This window comes from Paenibacillus sp. FSL P2-0136, assembly GCF_037975325.1.
GTDB classification, from domain to species: domain Bacteria; phylum Bacillota; class Bacilli; order Paenibacillales; family Paenibacillaceae; genus Paenibacillus_AQ; species Paenibacillus_AQ silagei.
Map to the genome: position 1 here is coordinate 2758938 of NZ_CP150244.1, position 17855 is coordinate 2776792.

A 17855-nucleotide genomic window follows, 5' to 3' on the forward strand; every position below is an offset into this window, starting at 1 on the left:
CGTCCGCCTTTGTGTTTGGATTTCTACCGCTAGAAGCGGTTTAAATCAGGAAATCCAAACACAACAGCGGCCGGAGGGCCAAATGTTCACCGCAGCGACGACCAAGCTTTGAGTTCAAATCTAAGGAGGACAACCATGCAAACCTTATTTCGTTATAACTGGCAGGTCCGCGAGGAATGGTATCAATGGTGTGAGGAGCTGCCGGAAGAAGAACGGGTGAAGACACGCATTGGCGGGGTGGGCGGAATCCTGCAGACGCTGGTGCATATTGTGGATGTGGAATTAAGCTGGGTCCGGGATATGGAAGGTAAGCCGGATATCCGTTTAGACTTCACGGAGTACAATACTTTGCAGAAAATCAGAGAGGTGGACGCACGCTTCCGGCCGGAGGTGGAGTCCTTCATAGTGGCCTGGAATGAGGGATTGGAACAGAGGATTCTAAGGGAGGAGCGGCCGGATGGGCAGGTTACCCAGCATAGATGGGGCGAAGTGATGCGCCATGTTGCCGCGCATGAGATTCATCACATCGGCCAGCTCTCGATCTGGTCCAGGGAACTCGGCCGGAAGCCAGTCTCGCCTAATTTGGTGCGCAGAGGTCTGGATACGTATTTACCCGGTACAGAATAAAGGAGGCTGCTGGTCCTAATATAGTCTGGCGGTGTAGTCAGCCTCCCCCGAACTTCTACTTCATATCTACAGCTCCGGCGGAAACCACAGATGGCGCAGATCGACCCAGCCCTGGCTGTTGAAGGTCACCCCGCGCACGGAGGGCAGATAGGCGGTCTCGGCAGGCCGTTCGTAGAGAATATGCAGCTGGTGGTCACGGGTTAGAGTATCCTCGATCACCCGGAAGCCTTCCGACCGAACGGCGGCGTCAGGCTCCCGCGAGATCTGGCGCAGCCTGCCCTCAATACCCGCACGGGTGCGTGGCTCGATATGCTGCGAGAGGGTCAGGTACAGGTCGTACAGCCGGAGCTGCTCGTCCTGGTCGCGGAGCAGCGAGAAGACGATCAGGTCGGATTTCAGGCGGATCGGACCTTTGAATTCCTCCGGCGACACGGATAACACCTTGCAGGAATATCCATGCTGCGTTAGTCTTGCGGCGATGTATTCGGCATCCCCGGCGTACTGCGGGATTGTGGCAATCTGCAAGACTTCAGCCGGAGGCGCTGCGAAATGCCGGAAGGGCACTCTCGGCGCTTCATGCAGACAGGACAGCAGTTCGGCACGGAGAAGGGGATCGCTTAGCGGTCCCTTTTTCTTCGTGTTGCAGGTTACGAATTTGCGGACATAGGACTCGGAGTGGATTCTGCTTAGAGAGTCTGCGCCCGCTGCTGACGGATTCGGGATGACATGGAAGGCAGAGCCGGTCTCTGAGGGCTCCCGGTCAAGGCTCCATGGGACATAGATAATCTCTACACGGTCCAGATGGGCCCGCCCCTGAAAATAATAAGGGAAAACCTCCAGCACACAGTTATCCTCATTCATCTCTACGACCTTGAACGGACCGGTGCCCGCCGGCCTGCGTCCAAACAGATTCTCTCCAATGGACTCCAGATCGCGGGGCACAATCGCCGCCCGGCTGGTGCAGAGGAAGGGAATGAAGAGCTCATTCGGCTTCTTCAACAGGATGCGGACAGTAGAGGCATTCAAGGCCTGGACCTCCTGAATCTCTTTGACAATATAGCTGTACAGCATGCGCTGCGAGGTAGACATCATTCGTTCGAACGAGTAGACCACATCCTCGGCGGTCAGTACCTTACCGTGATGGAACAAGACCTCCTTGCGCAGATGAAAAGTCCAGGCCGTCCGGCTCCCGTCTATCTCCCAGGCATGGGCCAGGCCGGGGATCACCTTGCCGCGTTCACCGCTGCGGCCGACCAGCCCGTCAAAAACATGGCTGGAGACGAATGACTCCGCCAGCAAATTCATATAGAGCGGATCGAAGGTATGGAGCTGCTGGGTGACCGGCAGCCGCAGCGTATCGATCCGCTTGTCGCTGTGCACCTCGGCATGATGCCCGAAGTAAGCCAGCAGCCAGCCTTGCAGTGTGTCCTGCAGCGATGAGGTGCGGGCATGTCCGCGGATGCCCTCCAGCGCACTGCTGATATCCTTGCTGCTTATCGCCTGCTTCATGGATTCCAGGGCAATGTCCTCGGCCGCCGCGAGGAACACCAGCTTGGAGCGCCGCCCCCGTCCCCGGCTGGGGGTCCAGGTGATCCAGCCGAGATCGGCCATTTTGCGGACCACATGCAGTGCATTGCGGTGGGTACAGCCAAGGGTCAAGGCCAATTCGTCCAGGGTGACGGAGATCTCGGCCGGACCACCATGCTGCGAATGCAGCTTCAGGAATTGACTGTGCAGCTTCATTTGGGACATTCTCCTCCTGCCTAATTTATAAAATAGGAAATTAATAATATTATATTTCTCTTTTTCTTCTTATTTTATCAGCTAGAATCAGGATATGACAGTAAAAAGATGGGGGAATTTACCATGGACGAACAAACGGTATCCAAACTGGGGCTTGGGCGTGTAGCCTTACTGGCCGCATTTCTGCTTGCGATTGTGCATCAGTACCTGTTCTACGGCAAAATGCCGGGGATCTCATACCCGATTTTTGTGGTCTCATTTTATGCTTTTATGCTCTATTTCGCCAAGGAGCAGCTACGCAAGCAGACCTGGTTCAGCTATGTTTGGATGGTGTCCATATTTCTGTTGTCCCTGACCTATATGCTGTTCGGCAACTGGTTTTTCTTTGCGCTTAATATCGTTGTTATTCCGGTGCTCATTCTATTACATATGACGTATATGCTTAGTTACCGCAAGCCTGCCTGGAGCGGACTCGCACTGATCGGCGCGGCGCTTGAGCATCTGTTCCCGCAAAGTCTGCGCAACTGGGCCACGGCATTGAGGCTGCTGCGCCGGGGCAAAGGCGGGATACCGAATGAACGCAAGCAGGTATTGATGCGGGTGCTGATCGGTCTGCTGATTTCCGTCCCGCTGCTGCTGATTGTGATCTCGCTGCTCTCTACGGCGGACGGAGTGTTCAGTCAGCTGCTGGAAGCACTCCCGAGGATTTTTGACAATATTTCACTGGGGGACTGGATCTTCCGGGGTCTGTGGGTTCTGCTGCTCGGCCTGGGCATGTTCGGCTTCGTCTGGGGGTTCGTACAGAGTAAATCCTATATCCGCACTCCTCTGGTCAGTGAGTTTGATGCGATGGGGCAGAAGCTGGAAGTGGCTGAAGCAGGGGAGGAGGGTATCGGTCTTGATGACCCGGTCATTATCACTACCGTGCTGACCGCAATCAATGCGGTGTACATGCTATTTGTGAGTGTCCAGTTCTCATATTTGTTCGGCGCCTGGGACGGGATTCTGCCGGAGAACAGTACGTATGCGGACTATGCGCGGAGCGGTTTTCTGGAGCTGATTCTGGTCACATCCATTAACTTCGCGATCTTGCTGTTGTCCTTGCTGGCAGTGCGTAAAGCGGGCGGAATTCTGAAGCGGGTCATTCAGGTCCTGCTGTATATTCTGGTGTTATGCTCCATGGTCATGCTGTATTCTGCGTACTCGCGGCTGACTCTATATGAAGAGGCGTACGGTTACACCTACATCCGGTTCCTGGTGCATGCCTTCATGATCTTCCTCAGCTTGCTGCTGGTGCTGGCGGCCGTGCGGATTAGCCGGGAACCCTTCCCGCTTCTAAAATGTTACATCGTGCTCGGCCTGCTCTCCTACGTGCTGATGAACTATATAGGGATGGATCATATCATTGCGAAGCAGAATATCCAGCGTTATGAAGCAAGCGGCACACTGGATGCCGGTTACCTGGCCGGACTCTCTGCAGATGTGGTTCCAGAGCTGATCGGGTTCAGCAAGCAGGAGAAGGGGATTCTGGACGAGGCGCTGCGCAGCAGACTGTCTGATCGCGCCCAGCCCCAGCGGAGCTGGCCTTCGTTCAATCTGGCGAATCACCGGGAGCGTAGAGCACTTGAGAATTATTTTGTCGGAGAGGTAACGCAGAAATAGCTTCTGTGCTCAGGCTTGTGATACAGTAATTTCAGCAGAAATGACACAAGGAGAGAAGAACCTCATGCAATCGATAATAAATCCGGAGGCGGTTCGAAGCCTTACCGAGCAGAATGGTCTCACAGCCATGTTCAGCAGCAGCGCCATTGCCCAAATGGAGCTTCGGCGTTACGGCGGAGGGGAGGCAGTCTGCTCGGTTGGCGACCGGCTGGAGAATATGTTTTTCCTGATGCAGGGCAAGCTGAAGATTCATACGCTGCTGCCTAACGGCAAGTCGATGCTGGTCCGGTTCGCCCGGCCGATGTCGGTGATCGGGGATGTGGAGCTGCTGCGCCAGTATCCCGTCAAGAATGAAGTGGTCTCCGTAGGGGACAGCCTGCTGCTTGTCGCCGGAAGGAAGCTGCTGCTCCGGGAGATTGAAGACAATACAGCGCTGCTGCGTTTCCTGGTCGGAGAGCTGAGCCACAAAATGTACACGCTTGGGCAGACCTCAGCCATGAATGTGCTCTATCCGGTGGAGAACAGGTTCGCCAGCTACCTGATGTCGCTGTTCGCGGACAACACTGGCGCCCAGCGCGTAGAAGAGATCCGCACCTCCACGCTGACAGAGACCGCCGATCTGCTCGGCACCAGCTACCGGCATCTGAACCGGGTAGTGCGCCGCCTCATTGAAGATGGGATTATTGAACGCAGGAACGGCCGGCTGATTGTGCGGGATGAGGAGCGGCTGGCAATGCTTGCGAACGGGAATCTGTATGATTGAACCGGAATTAAGGGACGTAATTCATAGAACCTCCATTCCTGCTTTTGGCAGGGGGGGAGGTTTTTTTGTGCTCCCGGCAGCGTATTTCAGTTTCATTTAAGAATGAAGATGTACGATACATAGAGGTTACACAGTAGAGCTTACATATTGAGTGGAGGTAGTTATCATGTTCAACAGACTTAGAGGAATCCGGGCCAAAATCATGTTTGGTTTCGCCGCTGTTATTATCGTGTTCATTCTCGCTATACTAGGCAGTACTATTTTTCAGGCTAAGGTGACTATGCTTACAGAGCAGATCAACCGTAATTACAGCAAGCTGTCGATGGTACAGAAATTAACCGATGATATCCGGACGGCGGACGGTCTGGCCGCAAGGTATGTGATGAGTAATACCACGGAGGAGAGAACAGCCAATCTGACCGCCTATGAAGCCAAGATACCAGAGATTACAGCCTCAGTCGAAGAGCTTAAGGGAGCCGGTCTGAATGAAGCGGAGCTTGCAGGAATTCAGAATCTGGAGGGAGAATGGGACAATTATCTGACGGTGCTGGAGCAGGCTTTTGCCTTGGCCAAGGAAGGGAACTTCCCGCAAGCGCAGAAGTCGTTCACAAGCCTCTCCCTTACGACGATCATCGATTCACAGCTCGTGTTCGAGACGATGCTGCATGATGAAATTATGAAGGAACAGAGTCAGGCGGCAACCCACCGCAGCTCCTCTATGATTACCAGCATGGGGGTGACGGGATTATCGGTGGTACTGGCTCTGTTGATCGCATTCGTATTGTCTGCACGGATACTGAAGCCGGTGAAGGATGTCAACAGGCAGCTTCAGGAGATTGCCGACGGCGATGCCGATCTAACCCGCAAGCTTAGTGTGCAGACGAAGGATGAGATCGGTGAGCTGGCCCGGAATTTCAATACAATGACCGATAATCTGGCAACGATGATCACCCAGGTGAAGCTATCCGCGAACGGTCTGGCGGCTTCTTCAGTGAAGCTGACCTCGGATAGCGGATTGACCGCCGAAACGACCGAGAAGATCTCCGGGATTATGGGTGAGGTCGCAAGTGGTGCGGGCATGCAGATGAATGATCTGCAGACTAACATGAACACCATTATTGAAATGTCGGACGGAATTCAGCTGATTGCTGCCAGTGTACAGGATATCTCGGAAGCTTCCCTGCGTTCTGCAGATTATGCCGTTGCCGGGGATCAATCCCTGCAATCTGCCGTCCGGCAGATGGAATCCATCAACGAATCCATTCAGTCCTTATCGGAAAAGGTTATGGGCTTCATGAAGCGTTCACAGGACATTAGCAGCATTGTCGGTGTGATCAAGGGGATCGCCTCGGAGACGAATATGCTGGCACTGAATGCGACCATAGAAGCGGCCCGGGCCGGAGAACACGGCAGAGGCTTTGCTGTGGTAGCCGATCAAGTGCGCAGACTGGCTGAGCAGTCCGCAGATTCCGCCAATCAGATTGCTGAAATGGCAACCGGTATCCAGGCCGATGCAGATCATGCAGTGAAGGTGATGAAGAACAGCATGAACGAAGTGCTGGGGGGAACTCGGATCATAGAAGAGGCCGGGCAGTCCTTCAATGCCATCCGCCATTCGATTGATTCACTAGCGGGACAGGTTCAGGAGGTATCCGGCGCGGTAGAAGAAATCACGGCAGCGACCGAAGAGATTGTAGACTCTATCCGTAACGTTACGCATATCTCGGAGACTACAGCGGCAAGTACACAGCAAGTATCCGCCGCATCACAAGAGCAGATGGCTTCAGTGGAACAGATCGCCTCTTCTGCCAGTGCACTCAGCATGCTGGCGCAAGGTCTGCAAGGTCTGGTAGCACGTTTCAATGTATAATTAGGCAAGCCCCCAACCTGAACGAAGGGAGGGGGCTTGATCTTGCATATCTGTTACTTTTTCATATATTGCCGGTACAGCTCTTCACAAGTATCGTAACGCTGGGGCTGCCGCCCGACCCGCTGATATTCCTCCAGATAGTCATCCATTGCCAGGAGGAACCGGTCCTTGAACAGATCCAGATTACTTGCATCAAAATACTGCATGAGTTCGAACTTCCGGGTTCCCCGCGACTCAGTCATTTCATCCAGCAGACCTTGCGCTCCCATGGCGGCGTAGAAGGCGTAAGAAGCATCCTTACTTTCAGCGCTGGCAATGATCTTGTTGCGGTAGTTGCACCATAATTCCTCATAGGTGCCCGCCAGATTATCATAGGTAGGAACAGGCTGTTCCACATATTTCTGATACAGGGTGCTGTACAGATCAAGGATACTTTTGAGCAAAATGCCGGAGGTACTTCGGATCTCGTCCGTCGTCGTCGCGCAGATCACATTCATATAATTCGTCTCATAATTCTCAGGGAGGTAGCGGTAAGCTGCGGTGTCCTCCAGGTATCTTTTCAGCCCTCTTTTCAGATAAGTATTGTTCATATGCGTCAAAGCGTTCACCAGATTGTAGACCAACTCCGCTGAAGCCAGCCTTACGGCTCCCTTATCCTCTGTAAGACAAATATTCGCATATTCCTGCTTGGCCAGATCGATCCACTTCTTCGCCCGTTCCAGAGAATCGCGTCCCATGGGCTTCGCCAGAGCATCCAGCGCCCGTTGCTGATAGACCCTAAGCTTCTCCAGATCCTCAGGCTTGGCATAGTAGAGCACCTGCAAATCTATTAGAGAGGAGATCATCGGACTTTCAAGAGCGGCCTGTTCTTCGATCCGGGTCTCCCAAGGAGTGCAGTAGATATCATAACCGACATCCCCCAGAATGAAGCAGGACGAGATGCCCCAGCCTTGATTGTTATTATTGATGATGATCAGATCCAGGTCGCTTTTCTCATGATAATCCCCGGTACAACAAGAGCCCGTAAGCCCGATCACCGCAATCTCCTCTGGATAATCCCGTTTGGCCCGCTCGATCACCATGTTGATCAATTTTTCGTTTTTGGATAATAGCTCCTGCCTGGTACTTTCATTCATAGCTGATTCCTCCTGCGCTGTGGCTTGTTGTTGTATTCATTGTAAAAGGATCTGCCGTCCGCGGGTATGCCGACTTCAGTTAGGTCCATTCTCTCCCTGAGCGCTCCGTATGTACGCACATACTTTTCATAGAATACGCCATCGACCTGAGCCAGGCTCTATCTTATATTATTACCATAATTTGTTTTATGAGAGCGCATACTCGAAGGTGGCACCATAATCTATGGGAGGTGGTTGTCAAATGATCAGCAGAACCAGGTCTTCGGTAGCAAGGACATTCCTGATGTACGGTCTGATGCTTGTGTTATGTGTGGGACAGCTCGCGTTATTTCCGGCAGTGGGGGCGGCGGCAGGCAATCTGGCTCAGGGCAAGACGATCAGCGCAAGCTCAGTCGGTGATGTGTATGTAGCAGCGAATGCCAATGACGGTAACCAGGGTACTTACTGGGAGAGTGCCAGCAATGCTTTTCCGCAATGGATCAAGGTGGATCTGGGTGCCAGCAGCAGTGTGAATCAGGTTGTACTGAAGCTGCCTGCTGGCTGGGAAGCCAGAACACAGACGCTGTCTGTGCAAGGCAGTACGGATGATGCGTCTTACAGCAATCTGGCGGCGTCTGCGGGGTATGCCTTCAATCCGGGCAGTGCGAACTCCGTCACCATCAACTTCACAGCTGCAACCGCCCGGTATGTCAAAATCAACTTCACGGGCAACACCGGCTGGCCCGCAGCGCAGCTGTCGGAGATTGAGGTGTACGGCACCACGGCCTCGCCACCCGGAACCTATGAAGCGGAGGCCGCTGCCTTATCCGGCGGGGCCAAGACGAATACCGATCACAGTGGCTATACCGGTTCTGCCTTCGTAGATGGCTACCTGACGCAGGGAGCAGTCACAACCTTCACGGTAACGGCTCCGGCGGCAGGGAATTACAGCGCAGCCCTGCGGTATGCCAATGCGTCCGGGAGTACCAAGACCCTCAGTATCTACGTGAACGGAACGAAGGTCAAGCAGACCTCGCTTGCCAATCTCTCGAATTGGGATACCTGGTCGACACAGGCAGAGATTCTTGCCTTGAACGCCGGAACCAACACCATTGCTTACAAATATGATGCGTCTGACTCCGGCAATGTGAATCTGGATCAGCTTGTGCTGAGCGCTTCCTCGACGCCGACGGCAACGGCTACGCCAGCTCCGACGGCTGTGCCGACCGCAGCCCCAACGGCTACGCCAACCGTAGCTCCAACGATCGCGCCGACCGTTGCACCGACGGCTACACCTACTGTAGCCCCAACGGCAACTCCGGCTCCGACGACCACGCCAACGGCCACCCCAAGCACGGGGCCCGGCTCGAATCTGGCGGTCGGCAAGGCTATCCATGCTTCTTCTTCCGTCTTCACCTTCGTCCCCTCCAATGCCAATGATGGAGATGTCACTACCTACTGGGAGGGTGCGGGCGGCAGCTACCCGAATACGCTGACTGTCAGCCTCGGCGCGAATGCCAATGTCACCTCGGTGGTCGTGAAGCTCAATCCGGCAGCCGCCTGGTCAACCCGTACCCAGACGATCCAGGTGCTGGGACATAACCAGTCCACAGGAACGTTCACCAGTCTGGTACCTGCGGCGGAGTATACGTTTAATCCGGCCAGCGGCAATTCAGTGACCATTCCGGTGACCGCTACAGTCAGTGAGCTGCAACTCAGAATCACGGCGAATTCCGGTTCAGGCGCCGGACAGGTAGCCGAGCTTCAGATTATCGGCACACCGGCGGCGAATCCTGACCTGACGGTAACCGGAATGTCATGGAGTCCGTCCGCTCCGGTGGAGACCGATGCCCTCACGCTGAGTGCCAGCGTCAAGAATATCGGCTCAGCGGCTTCGGCCGCAACCACAGTCAGCTTCTATGTCGGAACCACCCTTGCCGGGACAGCCCCGGTGGGTGCGCTCGCCGCCGGAGCTTCCGCGAATGTATCCTTCAGCCTCGGAGCCAAGGATGCCGGAACCTATATGGTAAGCGCCAAGGTTGACGAGAACAACAATGTCATTGAGCTGAATGAGGGCAATAACAGCTATGCCCATCCTACGGGCCTTACTGTGAATCCGGTATCCAGCTCGGATCTGATTGCTTCTCCGGTAAGCTGGTCTCCCGGCAACCCGGCAGCAGGCAACACGGTCAGCTTCTCGGTAGCCATTAAGAATCAGGGAACGGCGGCCTCAGCCAGCGGTGCGCACAACATTACGCTGACCTTGACCGATGCTACGACAGGCGCAGTCCTCAGAACGTTGACTGGCTCCTATAACGGTGTCATTGCTGCCGGAAGTACTACGGCCCCTGTGGCTCTTGGGACCTGGACGGCGGTGAACGGAAAATATAATGTCAAAACAGAAATTGCCGTGGATGGCAACGAACTGGCGGTAAAGCGGGCCAACAACATCCAGAACCAGTCGCTCTACATCGGACGCGGGGCCAATATGCCTTACGACATGTATGAGGCAGAAGATGGAGTGATCGGCGGCGGAGCTGTCAAGCTGGCACCGAACCGCAATATCGGTGATCTGGCCGGTGAAGCTTCAGGCAGACGGGCCGTTACGCTAAATACCACTGGCAGCTATGTTGAATTCACGACCAAAGCCAGCACGAATACCTTGGTTACCCGGTTCTCTATTCCCGATGCTCCGAGCGGTGACGGCACCACAGCTACACTCAACATCTACGTCAATGGAGTGTTCAACAAGGCCATTACCTTGACCTCCAAATACGCCTGGCTGTATGGCTCGGAGGCCAGTCCCGGCAATTCGCCGAGTGCCGGCTCCCCGCGCCACATCTATGACGAAGCGAATATCATGTTCGACAGCACGATTCCGGCAGGCAGCACGATCCGGCTGCAGAAGGATGCAGCCAATACTTCGCAATATGCCATTGACTTCATCAGCCTGGAGCAAGTCTCGCCGATAGCCAATCCAGACCCGGCCAAGTATACCGTTCCGCTTGGATTCACGCATCAAGATGTGCAGAATGCGCTGGATAAGGTCCGTATGGATACAACGGGTAATCTTGCGGGTGTCTATCTTCCTGCCGGAAACTATGAGACCTCGAATAAATTCCAGGTCTACGGCAAGGCAGTGAAGATCATCGGAGCCGGACCGTGGTATACCCGGTTCTACGCACCGCTCAACCAGTCGAATACAGACATCGGCTTCCGCGCGACAGATTCAGCGAATGGCTCAACCTTCTCGGGGTTTGCTTACTTCGGCAACTATACTTCACGGATTGACGGCCCCGGCAAGGTGTTCGACTTCTCCAATGTGGCGAACATAACGATCGACAACATCTGGACGGAGCATCAGGTATGTATGTACTGGGGCGCGAATACCGATTATATGATCATTAAAAACTCGCGCATCCGCAATACCTTTGCCGACGGCATCAATATGACCAACGGCAGCACGAACAATCTCGTGTCTAACATCGAGGCGCGGGCAACCGGAGATGACAGCTTCGCCTTGTTCTCGGCGATCGATTCCGGCGGCTCCGACATGAAGGACAATGTCTATGAGAATCTGACGTCCATCCTGACCTGGCGGGCAGCCGGTCTTGCCGTCTACGGCGGGTATGCGAATACCTTCCGCAACATCTATATTGCTGATACTCTCTGCTACTCCGGGATTACGATCAGCTCGCTGGACTTCGGTTATCCGATGAACGGTTTCGGGGCATCACCGACGACGAACTTCCAGAATATCTCCGTCGTCCGCTCAGGCGGACATTTCTGGGGCGCACAGACCTTCCCGGCCATCTGGGTATTCTCCGCTTCCAAGGTGTTCCAGGGCATCCGGGTCAGCGATGTGGACATCATCGACCCGACCTATCACGGAATCATGTTCCAGACGAACTATTCCGGCTCTACGCCGCAGTTCCCCGTAGCCGATACGATCTTCTCGAACATTACGATTTCCGGTGCCCTCAAGAGTGGTGACGCCTTCGACGCCAAATCCGGTGTCGGCATCTGGGCTAATGAATTGCCGGAGCCCGGCCAGGGACCGGCAGTGGGCAGCGTGGTCTTCAACAACCTGAAGATTCTGAACACGGTAACGCCGATCAAAAATACAACATCCACGTTCACGATAACGGTGAATCCGTAGGGGAACGAAGCAACGCCTTCTATGAAGCAGCGCACACAAAAAAAACCGCCGCCCGTGTGTCCGGGAGGCGGTTTTTTTGCTTTCTCATCCCGCCCGGCCATAGGAAATCCTGCATCTTTTGCAACAAATCAGTCTCTTCATAGCACCCAAAAAGGAAATCCTGCACAAATTACAACAATGTGGACTCAGACTTCCCGATCTGCTGATTATTCCTGCAAAATGTGCAACAATTGGGGATCAGAGCTACTCGGCGGCTGGAAATCCTGCACAATGTACAACACTGCAAGTCACAGGACCGATCGTGGCTGCAATTCTTTAAAATCGACAAATGCTATCCCGTAACTATACAATGGGTGTTATATCATGCTATAGGATAAGGACTGAAACTAAGGAGGCACACCCATGACGAATCGGGTAGTAAGCGATATTACAGAGCTGATTGGCGGCACACCGGTTGTACGCTTGAACCGGGTAACCGGACCGGAGGACGCGGAGCTGTATGTGAAGCTGGAGATGTTCAATCCCAGCGGCAGCGTCAAGGACCGGGCGGCCTATAATCTGATCCGGCAGGCGGAGCTGGACGGACGGCTGCAGCCGGGCGGGACAATTATCGAGCCGACTAGCGGGAATACCGGGATTGGACTGGCGATGAACGCGGCAGCGAAAGGGTATAAGGCCATCCTGATCATGCCGGATAATATGACGAAGGAACGGATCAATATCCTGAAGGCCTACGGGGCGGAAGTGGTGCTGACTCCGGCGGCGGAGCGGATGCCCGGCGCGATTGCCAAGGCGGTGGAGCTGGGACGGGAGATCCCCGGCAGCTTCATCCCGCAGCAATTCGAGAATCAGGCGAACCCGGACATTCACCGCACCACCACCGCGCCGGAGATTCTGGAGCAGATGGAGGGGCGGCTGGATGTCTTCGTTGCCACTTCCGGGACAGGCGGCACCATTACCGGAACCGGAGAGGCGCTGCGCGCACGATTGCCGGAGCTGCGCGTGGTGGTCGTGGAGCCGCAGGGTTCGCCGGTGCTGTCCGGCGGCCAGCCAGGGCCCCATAAGCTGGTGGGGACCAGCCCTGGCTTCGTGCCGGCAATTCTGAATACCGGCATTTACGATGAGATCGTGCAGGTATCCGATGAGGATGCCTTGGAGATGGTAAGAGAACTGGCCCGTACCGAGGGAATTCTGCTCGGACCTTCCGGCGGGGCCGCAGTCTGGACTGCTTTGCAGGAGTCACGGCGCCTGGGACGGGGCAAGCGGGTGTTATGTATCGCGCCGGATACCGGAGAACGTTACCTCAGCATGGGGATTTTCGACTAAATCATATTGGAGGACCGTTATGAATCAAGCGAAGCACAGTTTCCGGCACAGAGTAAGAGCGGCCGGAAGTCTTATTTTTGCAGCAGCCATAGTCTTTAGCCTGACCGGGTGTGCCCGAACGAATAGCAATGACGCTGCCAGCAGTGCAGCAGCATCGGCCGGGCCGTCTACCGGCAGTCCATCGCCAGCTGCTCAGCAGACGGATAGCCCGCCAAGTGCGGTTCCGACAGCATCATCGTCAGCTACGGCCTCTCCAGCCCCGGCTGCCTTGCTCGACCCTGCCAAGCTGCAACCTGTCTTTGGATTCGCGAGTGAGACCGGGAGTCATATCATGGTCACCAGGGAAGAGGAGGGCGCCGGGGAGCAGATGAAGTCCCTGAACACTGCCATCGGGAACGGGGGCCAGGTGCTGGCTGTGAAGCTGGAGAAGTGGCAGACGGGTAACGAGAACAACAACGGACGGGAGCTGGCGAATAATATTCCGAACCTGTCCGGCTATCTGTTCAAGGTAGAGGGTGGCGCAGCGATGCGGGATGAGACCTATGTTCTGGTTGATTCTGCGGTCTTTCCGCAGGCAGCCTTGCTGGAGCTTCAGCCCGCTGACCCGGCAGGCCCGCAGCTTGCAGCACGTGATCCGCTTCGTAAGAGTGTAGAAACTGCCAAAGGGCGGAAGATCCAGGCAGCCTGGAAGCTGGCCGGGCTTGGCCCGGACAGACAGCTCTATCTGGTGCAATTTGTAAGACAAGATAAGGATATGCTGTTTAGCCTTGTGCTGGAGGAAGACGGGAAGCTAAGCTTCAAGGACTATCCTGCGGAGATTACGGATAATGAATATTCAGTCTGGCGTGTCGATGACGGCGGTGAGGTGAACCCGCAGATGTTCTCCCTGCTGTTCGCGGCACAATCGGCAGACGGATTGCTGCTTGGGCTCAACTGGTGGGGAGCGGAGGGTGTGAACAGCTTTTTCCTGCAGCAGGAAGGTAATGGCTTCATAGAGCTAGCCATCGAATATGGCCGCTATATCTCTCCCTTGTGAGCAGGGCGAACGGACAGCAGGGCTCCCCGTTACTTCTGGGTGACGGAGGAGCCTTGTCTGCCTGACATATAGATCATCATGATCGGACGGATCAGCATATATCCCAGCATTCCGCCGAATGTATTCAGAAGAAGATCATCCACATCAAACGTTCCAATATAGAAGACGGCTTGCGAGCATTCCAGCACCGCGCTTAACGCGAAGGACCACAGCAGGACACCGGTGAAGGAGCCGCTGCCTTTTCCATTCGGGTTGAGCAGCACCAGGAAGATGCCATAAGGGATAAACAAGGCGATATTTCCCAAGAAATTAACGACGGTGCTAGTGTTGATATGGTGATAGGTGTTAGTCAAGGTGGCCAGCGGGATCAGATTTCCGCGTTGCAGACTGGCCGCAATATGGCCCGGGCTGTGCTGAAGCTGCTGCCATAGAAACGGGAGATCCATCGACCCGAATTTGAACAAAATGATTTTAAACAAAATATACACGTAGACGATAAAGAGTACCTGCAAACCGTACTTTGTCTGCTTGTGTGCATGATTCATTTTACATCACCGCTTTCTGTAGATTGTACTGTTATATGGGTTAGTCATTAAGGATAGACCGTCATAATCACACCGTTCATATTGTCGCCGGAGAACTCAACGTGCTGGGCGTCAGGGATAGGGACAGGAGTATTCCCGTTAATTTCGATATAGGAGATCTGATATTCAACCCCGTTAACGGTAGTGGCAATCGACTTCTGCTCCTTTAGGAATTCAAGATATTCTTCCAGCGTGAAGTTCTTGTCGCGCATAATCACACTGTGCGGAAGTCCTACATAACGGAAATGCCAGGGCTCATACTTGATGCCGGTGATGTCTGTTTTATCCTCAGGATAGCGCAGAATGAAGCCGTAATCCCATGCATGCTCACGCAGCCACTGCCCTTCAGGGGCATGGCTCATGGCCATTTGGGAGGAGCCGATGTCTAACGACAAGCCCAGGTTATGCTCGCTGTATCCGGGTGGAAGAGCGTAGTCGGCCCCTTTTTCATCGTATAGCTGCTGCTGCTTGTCATTGTCCCTATATCCGCTGCTGATCAGGAAGCTGTTGATGTCCTCCCCGGCTGCAGCATGTACCATCTCTGTGAATTTCTCCGCGACTTGCCTGGAGAGCAGCGTCTTGTGATCCAGCAGCAGGTAGCCTGAAGTCAGCTCCTCATGATCGAGCAGACGGACGATGTCCCGGCTGACTCCTGTATCGTGAACGGGGTAATCCTTGTTGACCAGCAGCAGGTTCCCCTGATAAATTTGGCCCTTCGGGATCACTGTCAGAGTCTTCGAACCATTATCTGCAGAGACTCGTACCGTCTTAATATTCAGATCTGCCTTGGCATCCTCTTTATCCCTGGACATCCACTCATACCCGATCAGCAAGGCAATCACAATTAACAATAACCATTTCTTCATGTTCTCGTCCTCCTTGTTTCAATGACTTAAGCATAGAGGGGCGTGTTTAAATAGAAGTGGGGGAAAGATAAAGTTTTTCTTAAAAAATAAAAATAAAGCCGTTTCCACCTGAAGTGTCAACGCAAAAAACCGCCCTTCTAAATTCTAAAAGGGCGGCAACACTGCTATAGCTGGACCAGACTAGTGGATCAGACCCGGCAGACGGACCTCGAAGAGCGTGCGGATCGTGTCACTCTGTACGGAGATCGTCCCCTGATGCTGCTCGACGATATTTTTGGCAATGAACAATCCCAGCCCGGTACTGCCTTCCTGATGGGTCCGTGCCCGGTCACCTGTATAGAACATATCGAACAGAAAAGGCAGGTCCTCCGCCGGAATCCTATCTCCGTAGTTCATGACCTGGACAACGATGGTCTCACCCTCCGGGTAGCAGCGGACATCGACATAACGGCCGTCTTTGCCGTAACGCACCGCATTGGTCAGCAGGTTCTCGAACACCCGGGCCAGCAGTTCCCCGTCCCCGGTAATTTTGAGCTGTGGAGTGACTTGGGTGCGGGCCGTCAGCCCGTTGTTCTCCAGCAGAGGATACAATTCCTCGTTCAGCTGGACCAGCAGCTCGCTCAGATCCAGGGGGCGCTGCTCCACGGTAAGCATGCCGTAGTTCATCCGGGTAATCTCGAACAGCTCGTCGATCAGCTTTTCCAGCCGCTGTGATTTGGTGTAGGCAATCGTGGTGTAATGTTTCACTTGTTCAGCGGTTAACTCCCCGTCCTTCAGCACCAGATCCAGGTAGCCGAGCACAGAGGTCAGCGGAGTCCGCAGATCATGAGCCAGATTCAGCACCAGCTTGTCCTTGCTGTTCTCCGCGAAGTCCCCGCGTTCCACCGCTTCTTCGAGTTTGTCTTTGGCCTGGTTAAGATCGGCGGCAATATCCTCGAATTCATCGTTAGAATGGATTTGAATCCGGCTTTTGAAATCCCCGTTAGCCAGCAGGCGGATATGGTGCGAGATTTCTTTGAAATAGCGGGCATACGGCTTGGTGAACAGGAAGAAGAACAGCAGCGCCAGCGGGATGAAGAAGATCAGGAAGAAATTCAGGTCGCCGAAATCGGCAATCAGATAACGGAAGCGGGTCAGCTTGTCTTCATACTTTACCTGAGAGGTATAATACATTTGCAGGCTTTTGTAGAGTACAAAGGTAATAGCACCGGAGCAAATCATGCTGAGTACCAGCAGCGATATCATTTTGAAGCGGAAGCTGCGGACAAGTTTAGCCATTGAACGTGTACCCTACTCCCCAGATCGTTTTGATCCATGTATTTTTATTCTGGTCATCGCCGAGCTTTTTGCGCAGGGTGCGGATATGGACCATCACGGTGTTCCCGCCTTCATAATAAGCCTCACCCCAGATTTGCTGAAAAAGCTGCTCGGCGCTGAATACTTTCTTCGGGTAGCTGGCGAGCAAATACAGGATATCGAATTCCTTCGGCGTCAGCTCCACGGGATGTCCGTATAAGGTTACGGAACGGCGGTCCGGATCAACAATCAGCCCCCCGGCTTCCACCACGGCCTTCTGCTCGGTAACCGGCTGGTTCAGCTTCATAGAACGTCTAAGCTGCGCGTTCACTCTTGCGACCAGCTCCATGGGATTGAACGGCTTGGTCATATAATCATCGGCGCCGATGACAAGACCGGTGATTTTGTCTAGATCCGAAGTCTTGGCGCTCACAAAAATAATCGGCAGCCCATGCTGCTCCCGGATCTGCCGGGTCACCTCATACCCGTCCAGCCCGGGCATCATAATATCCAGAATCGCCAGGTCGATATGCCTGGACTGGATGACCTGCACCGCTGCCGGGCCGTTTGTAACCTTTATGGGGTGGTAGCCTTCTTTTTCCAAATGCAGTCCGATCAGATCGGCAATGTCGGGATCATCGTCGGCGATTAGAATCGTAATCCGTTTCATTTCAATATCTCTCCTGTAGTGTCAGTATGAATGTATTCTTGATTAAATGTTATTCCTAGTGTAACCTATCGGATATTGTTTCGCTAACTGTTATGATAGGACGATGGGAGCTATGAAGAGAATGATTTAACTTTTAAA

The 17855-nt window shown here is 54.1% G+C and carries 13 protein-coding genes; 7 read left to right on the top strand and 6 right to left on the bottom strand.

All coding sequences use genetic code 11. From position 1 onward, the window contains the following. Positions 1-135: 135 nt before the first annotated feature. Positions 136-627, top strand: coding sequence for a DinB family protein (locus tag NYE26_RS11355; RefSeq protein WP_339255867.1), 492 nt, complete (start codon positions 136-138; stop codon positions 625-627). Positions 628-693: 66 nt separating this feature from the next. Here the strand turns inward: NYE26_RS11355 and NYE26_RS11360 are convergent, their stop codons facing one another. Beyond that, a complete protein-coding gene (locus tag NYE26_RS11360) occupies positions 694-2370 on the bottom strand; it encodes an ABC transporter substrate-binding protein (RefSeq protein ID WP_339255869.1) in 1677 nt (558 codons plus the stop codon). A gap of 123 nt (positions 2371-2493) precedes the next feature. Between NYE26_RS11360 and NYE26_RS11365 the strand changes: the two genes are divergently transcribed. From NYE26_RS11365 to NYE26_RS11375, 3 genes are all read left to right on the top strand, one after another. Further along, positions 2494-4032, top strand: a complete 1539-nt coding sequence (locus NYE26_RS11365) for a DUF4173 domain-containing protein (protein WP_339255871.1) — start codon at positions 2494-2496, stop codon at positions 4030-4032. Positions 4033-4096: 64 nt separating this feature from the next. Next, positions 4097-4795 (top strand): cyclic nucleotide-binding domain-containing protein, encoded by a 699-nt coding sequence (locus NYE26_RS11370; protein ID WP_339255873.1) that lies wholly within the window; start codon positions 4097-4099, stop codon positions 4793-4795. A 166-nt stretch (positions 4796-4961) separates the two neighbouring features. Then, positions 4962-6665, top strand: a complete 1704-nt coding sequence (locus tag NYE26_RS11375) for a methyl-accepting chemotaxis protein (protein ID WP_339255875.1) — start codon at positions 4962-4964, stop codon at positions 6663-6665. 53 nt (positions 6666-6718) lie between these two features. On the opposite strand, the gene NYE26_RS11380 is transcribed toward NYE26_RS11375, so the two are convergent. Further along, positions 6719-7801 (bottom strand): nucleotidyltransferase domain-containing protein, encoded by a 1083-nt coding sequence (locus NYE26_RS11380; RefSeq protein ID WP_339255876.1) that lies wholly within the window; start codon positions 7799-7801, stop codon positions 6719-6721. Between the two features lie 241 nt (positions 7802-8042). Here NYE26_RS11380 and NYE26_RS11385 point away from each other — a divergent pair, with 241 nt between their 5' ends. The 3 genes from NYE26_RS11385 (at position 8043) to NYE26_RS11395 (ending at position 14301) form a co-directional block, all read left to right on the top strand. Continuing rightward, complete coding sequence (locus tag NYE26_RS11385; RefSeq protein ID WP_339255878.1) at positions 8043-11939, top strand: discoidin domain-containing protein; 3897 nt, start codon at positions 8043-8045, stop codon at positions 11937-11939. 402 nt (positions 11940-12341) lie between these two features. Beyond that, positions 12342-13265: a cysteine synthase A gene (gene cysK, locus NYE26_RS11390; protein WP_339255880.1), complete on the top strand. Its 924-nt coding sequence runs from the start codon at positions 12342-12344 to the stop codon at positions 13263-13265. Positions 13266-13284: 19 nt separating this feature from the next. After that, positions 13285-14301 (top strand): hypothetical protein, encoded by a 1017-nt coding sequence (locus NYE26_RS11395; protein ID WP_339255883.1) that lies wholly within the window; start codon positions 13285-13287, stop codon positions 14299-14301. Positions 14302-14330: 29 nt separating this feature from the next. Here the strand turns inward: NYE26_RS11395 and NYE26_RS11400 are convergent, their stop codons facing one another. The 4 genes from NYE26_RS11400 to NYE26_RS11415 all read right to left on the bottom strand — a co-directional run bounded on the left by NYE26_RS11400 (position 14331) and on the right by NYE26_RS11415 (position 17717). Beyond that, a complete protein-coding gene (locus NYE26_RS11400; RefSeq protein WP_339255885.1) occupies positions 14331-14846 on the bottom strand; it encodes a VanZ family protein in 516 nt (171 codons plus the stop codon). Positions 14847-14893: 47 nt separating this feature from the next. Next, positions 14894-15751, bottom strand: coding sequence for a M15 family metallopeptidase (locus NYE26_RS11405; RefSeq protein WP_339255887.1), 858 nt, complete (start codon positions 15749-15751; stop codon positions 14894-14896). 180 nt (positions 15752-15931) lie between these two features. Continuing rightward, complete coding sequence (locus tag NYE26_RS11410) at positions 15932-17029, bottom strand: ATP-binding protein (protein ID WP_339255889.1); 1098 nt, start codon at positions 17027-17029, stop codon at positions 15932-15934. Further along, positions 17022-17717: a response regulator transcription factor gene (locus NYE26_RS11415; RefSeq protein WP_339255891.1), complete on the bottom strand. Its 696-nt coding sequence runs from the start codon at positions 17715-17717 to the stop codon at positions 17022-17024. Before NYE26_RS11415 ends, NYE26_RS11410 begins: the two co-directional genes overlap by 8 nt. Positions 17718-17855: the final 138 nt, after the last annotated feature.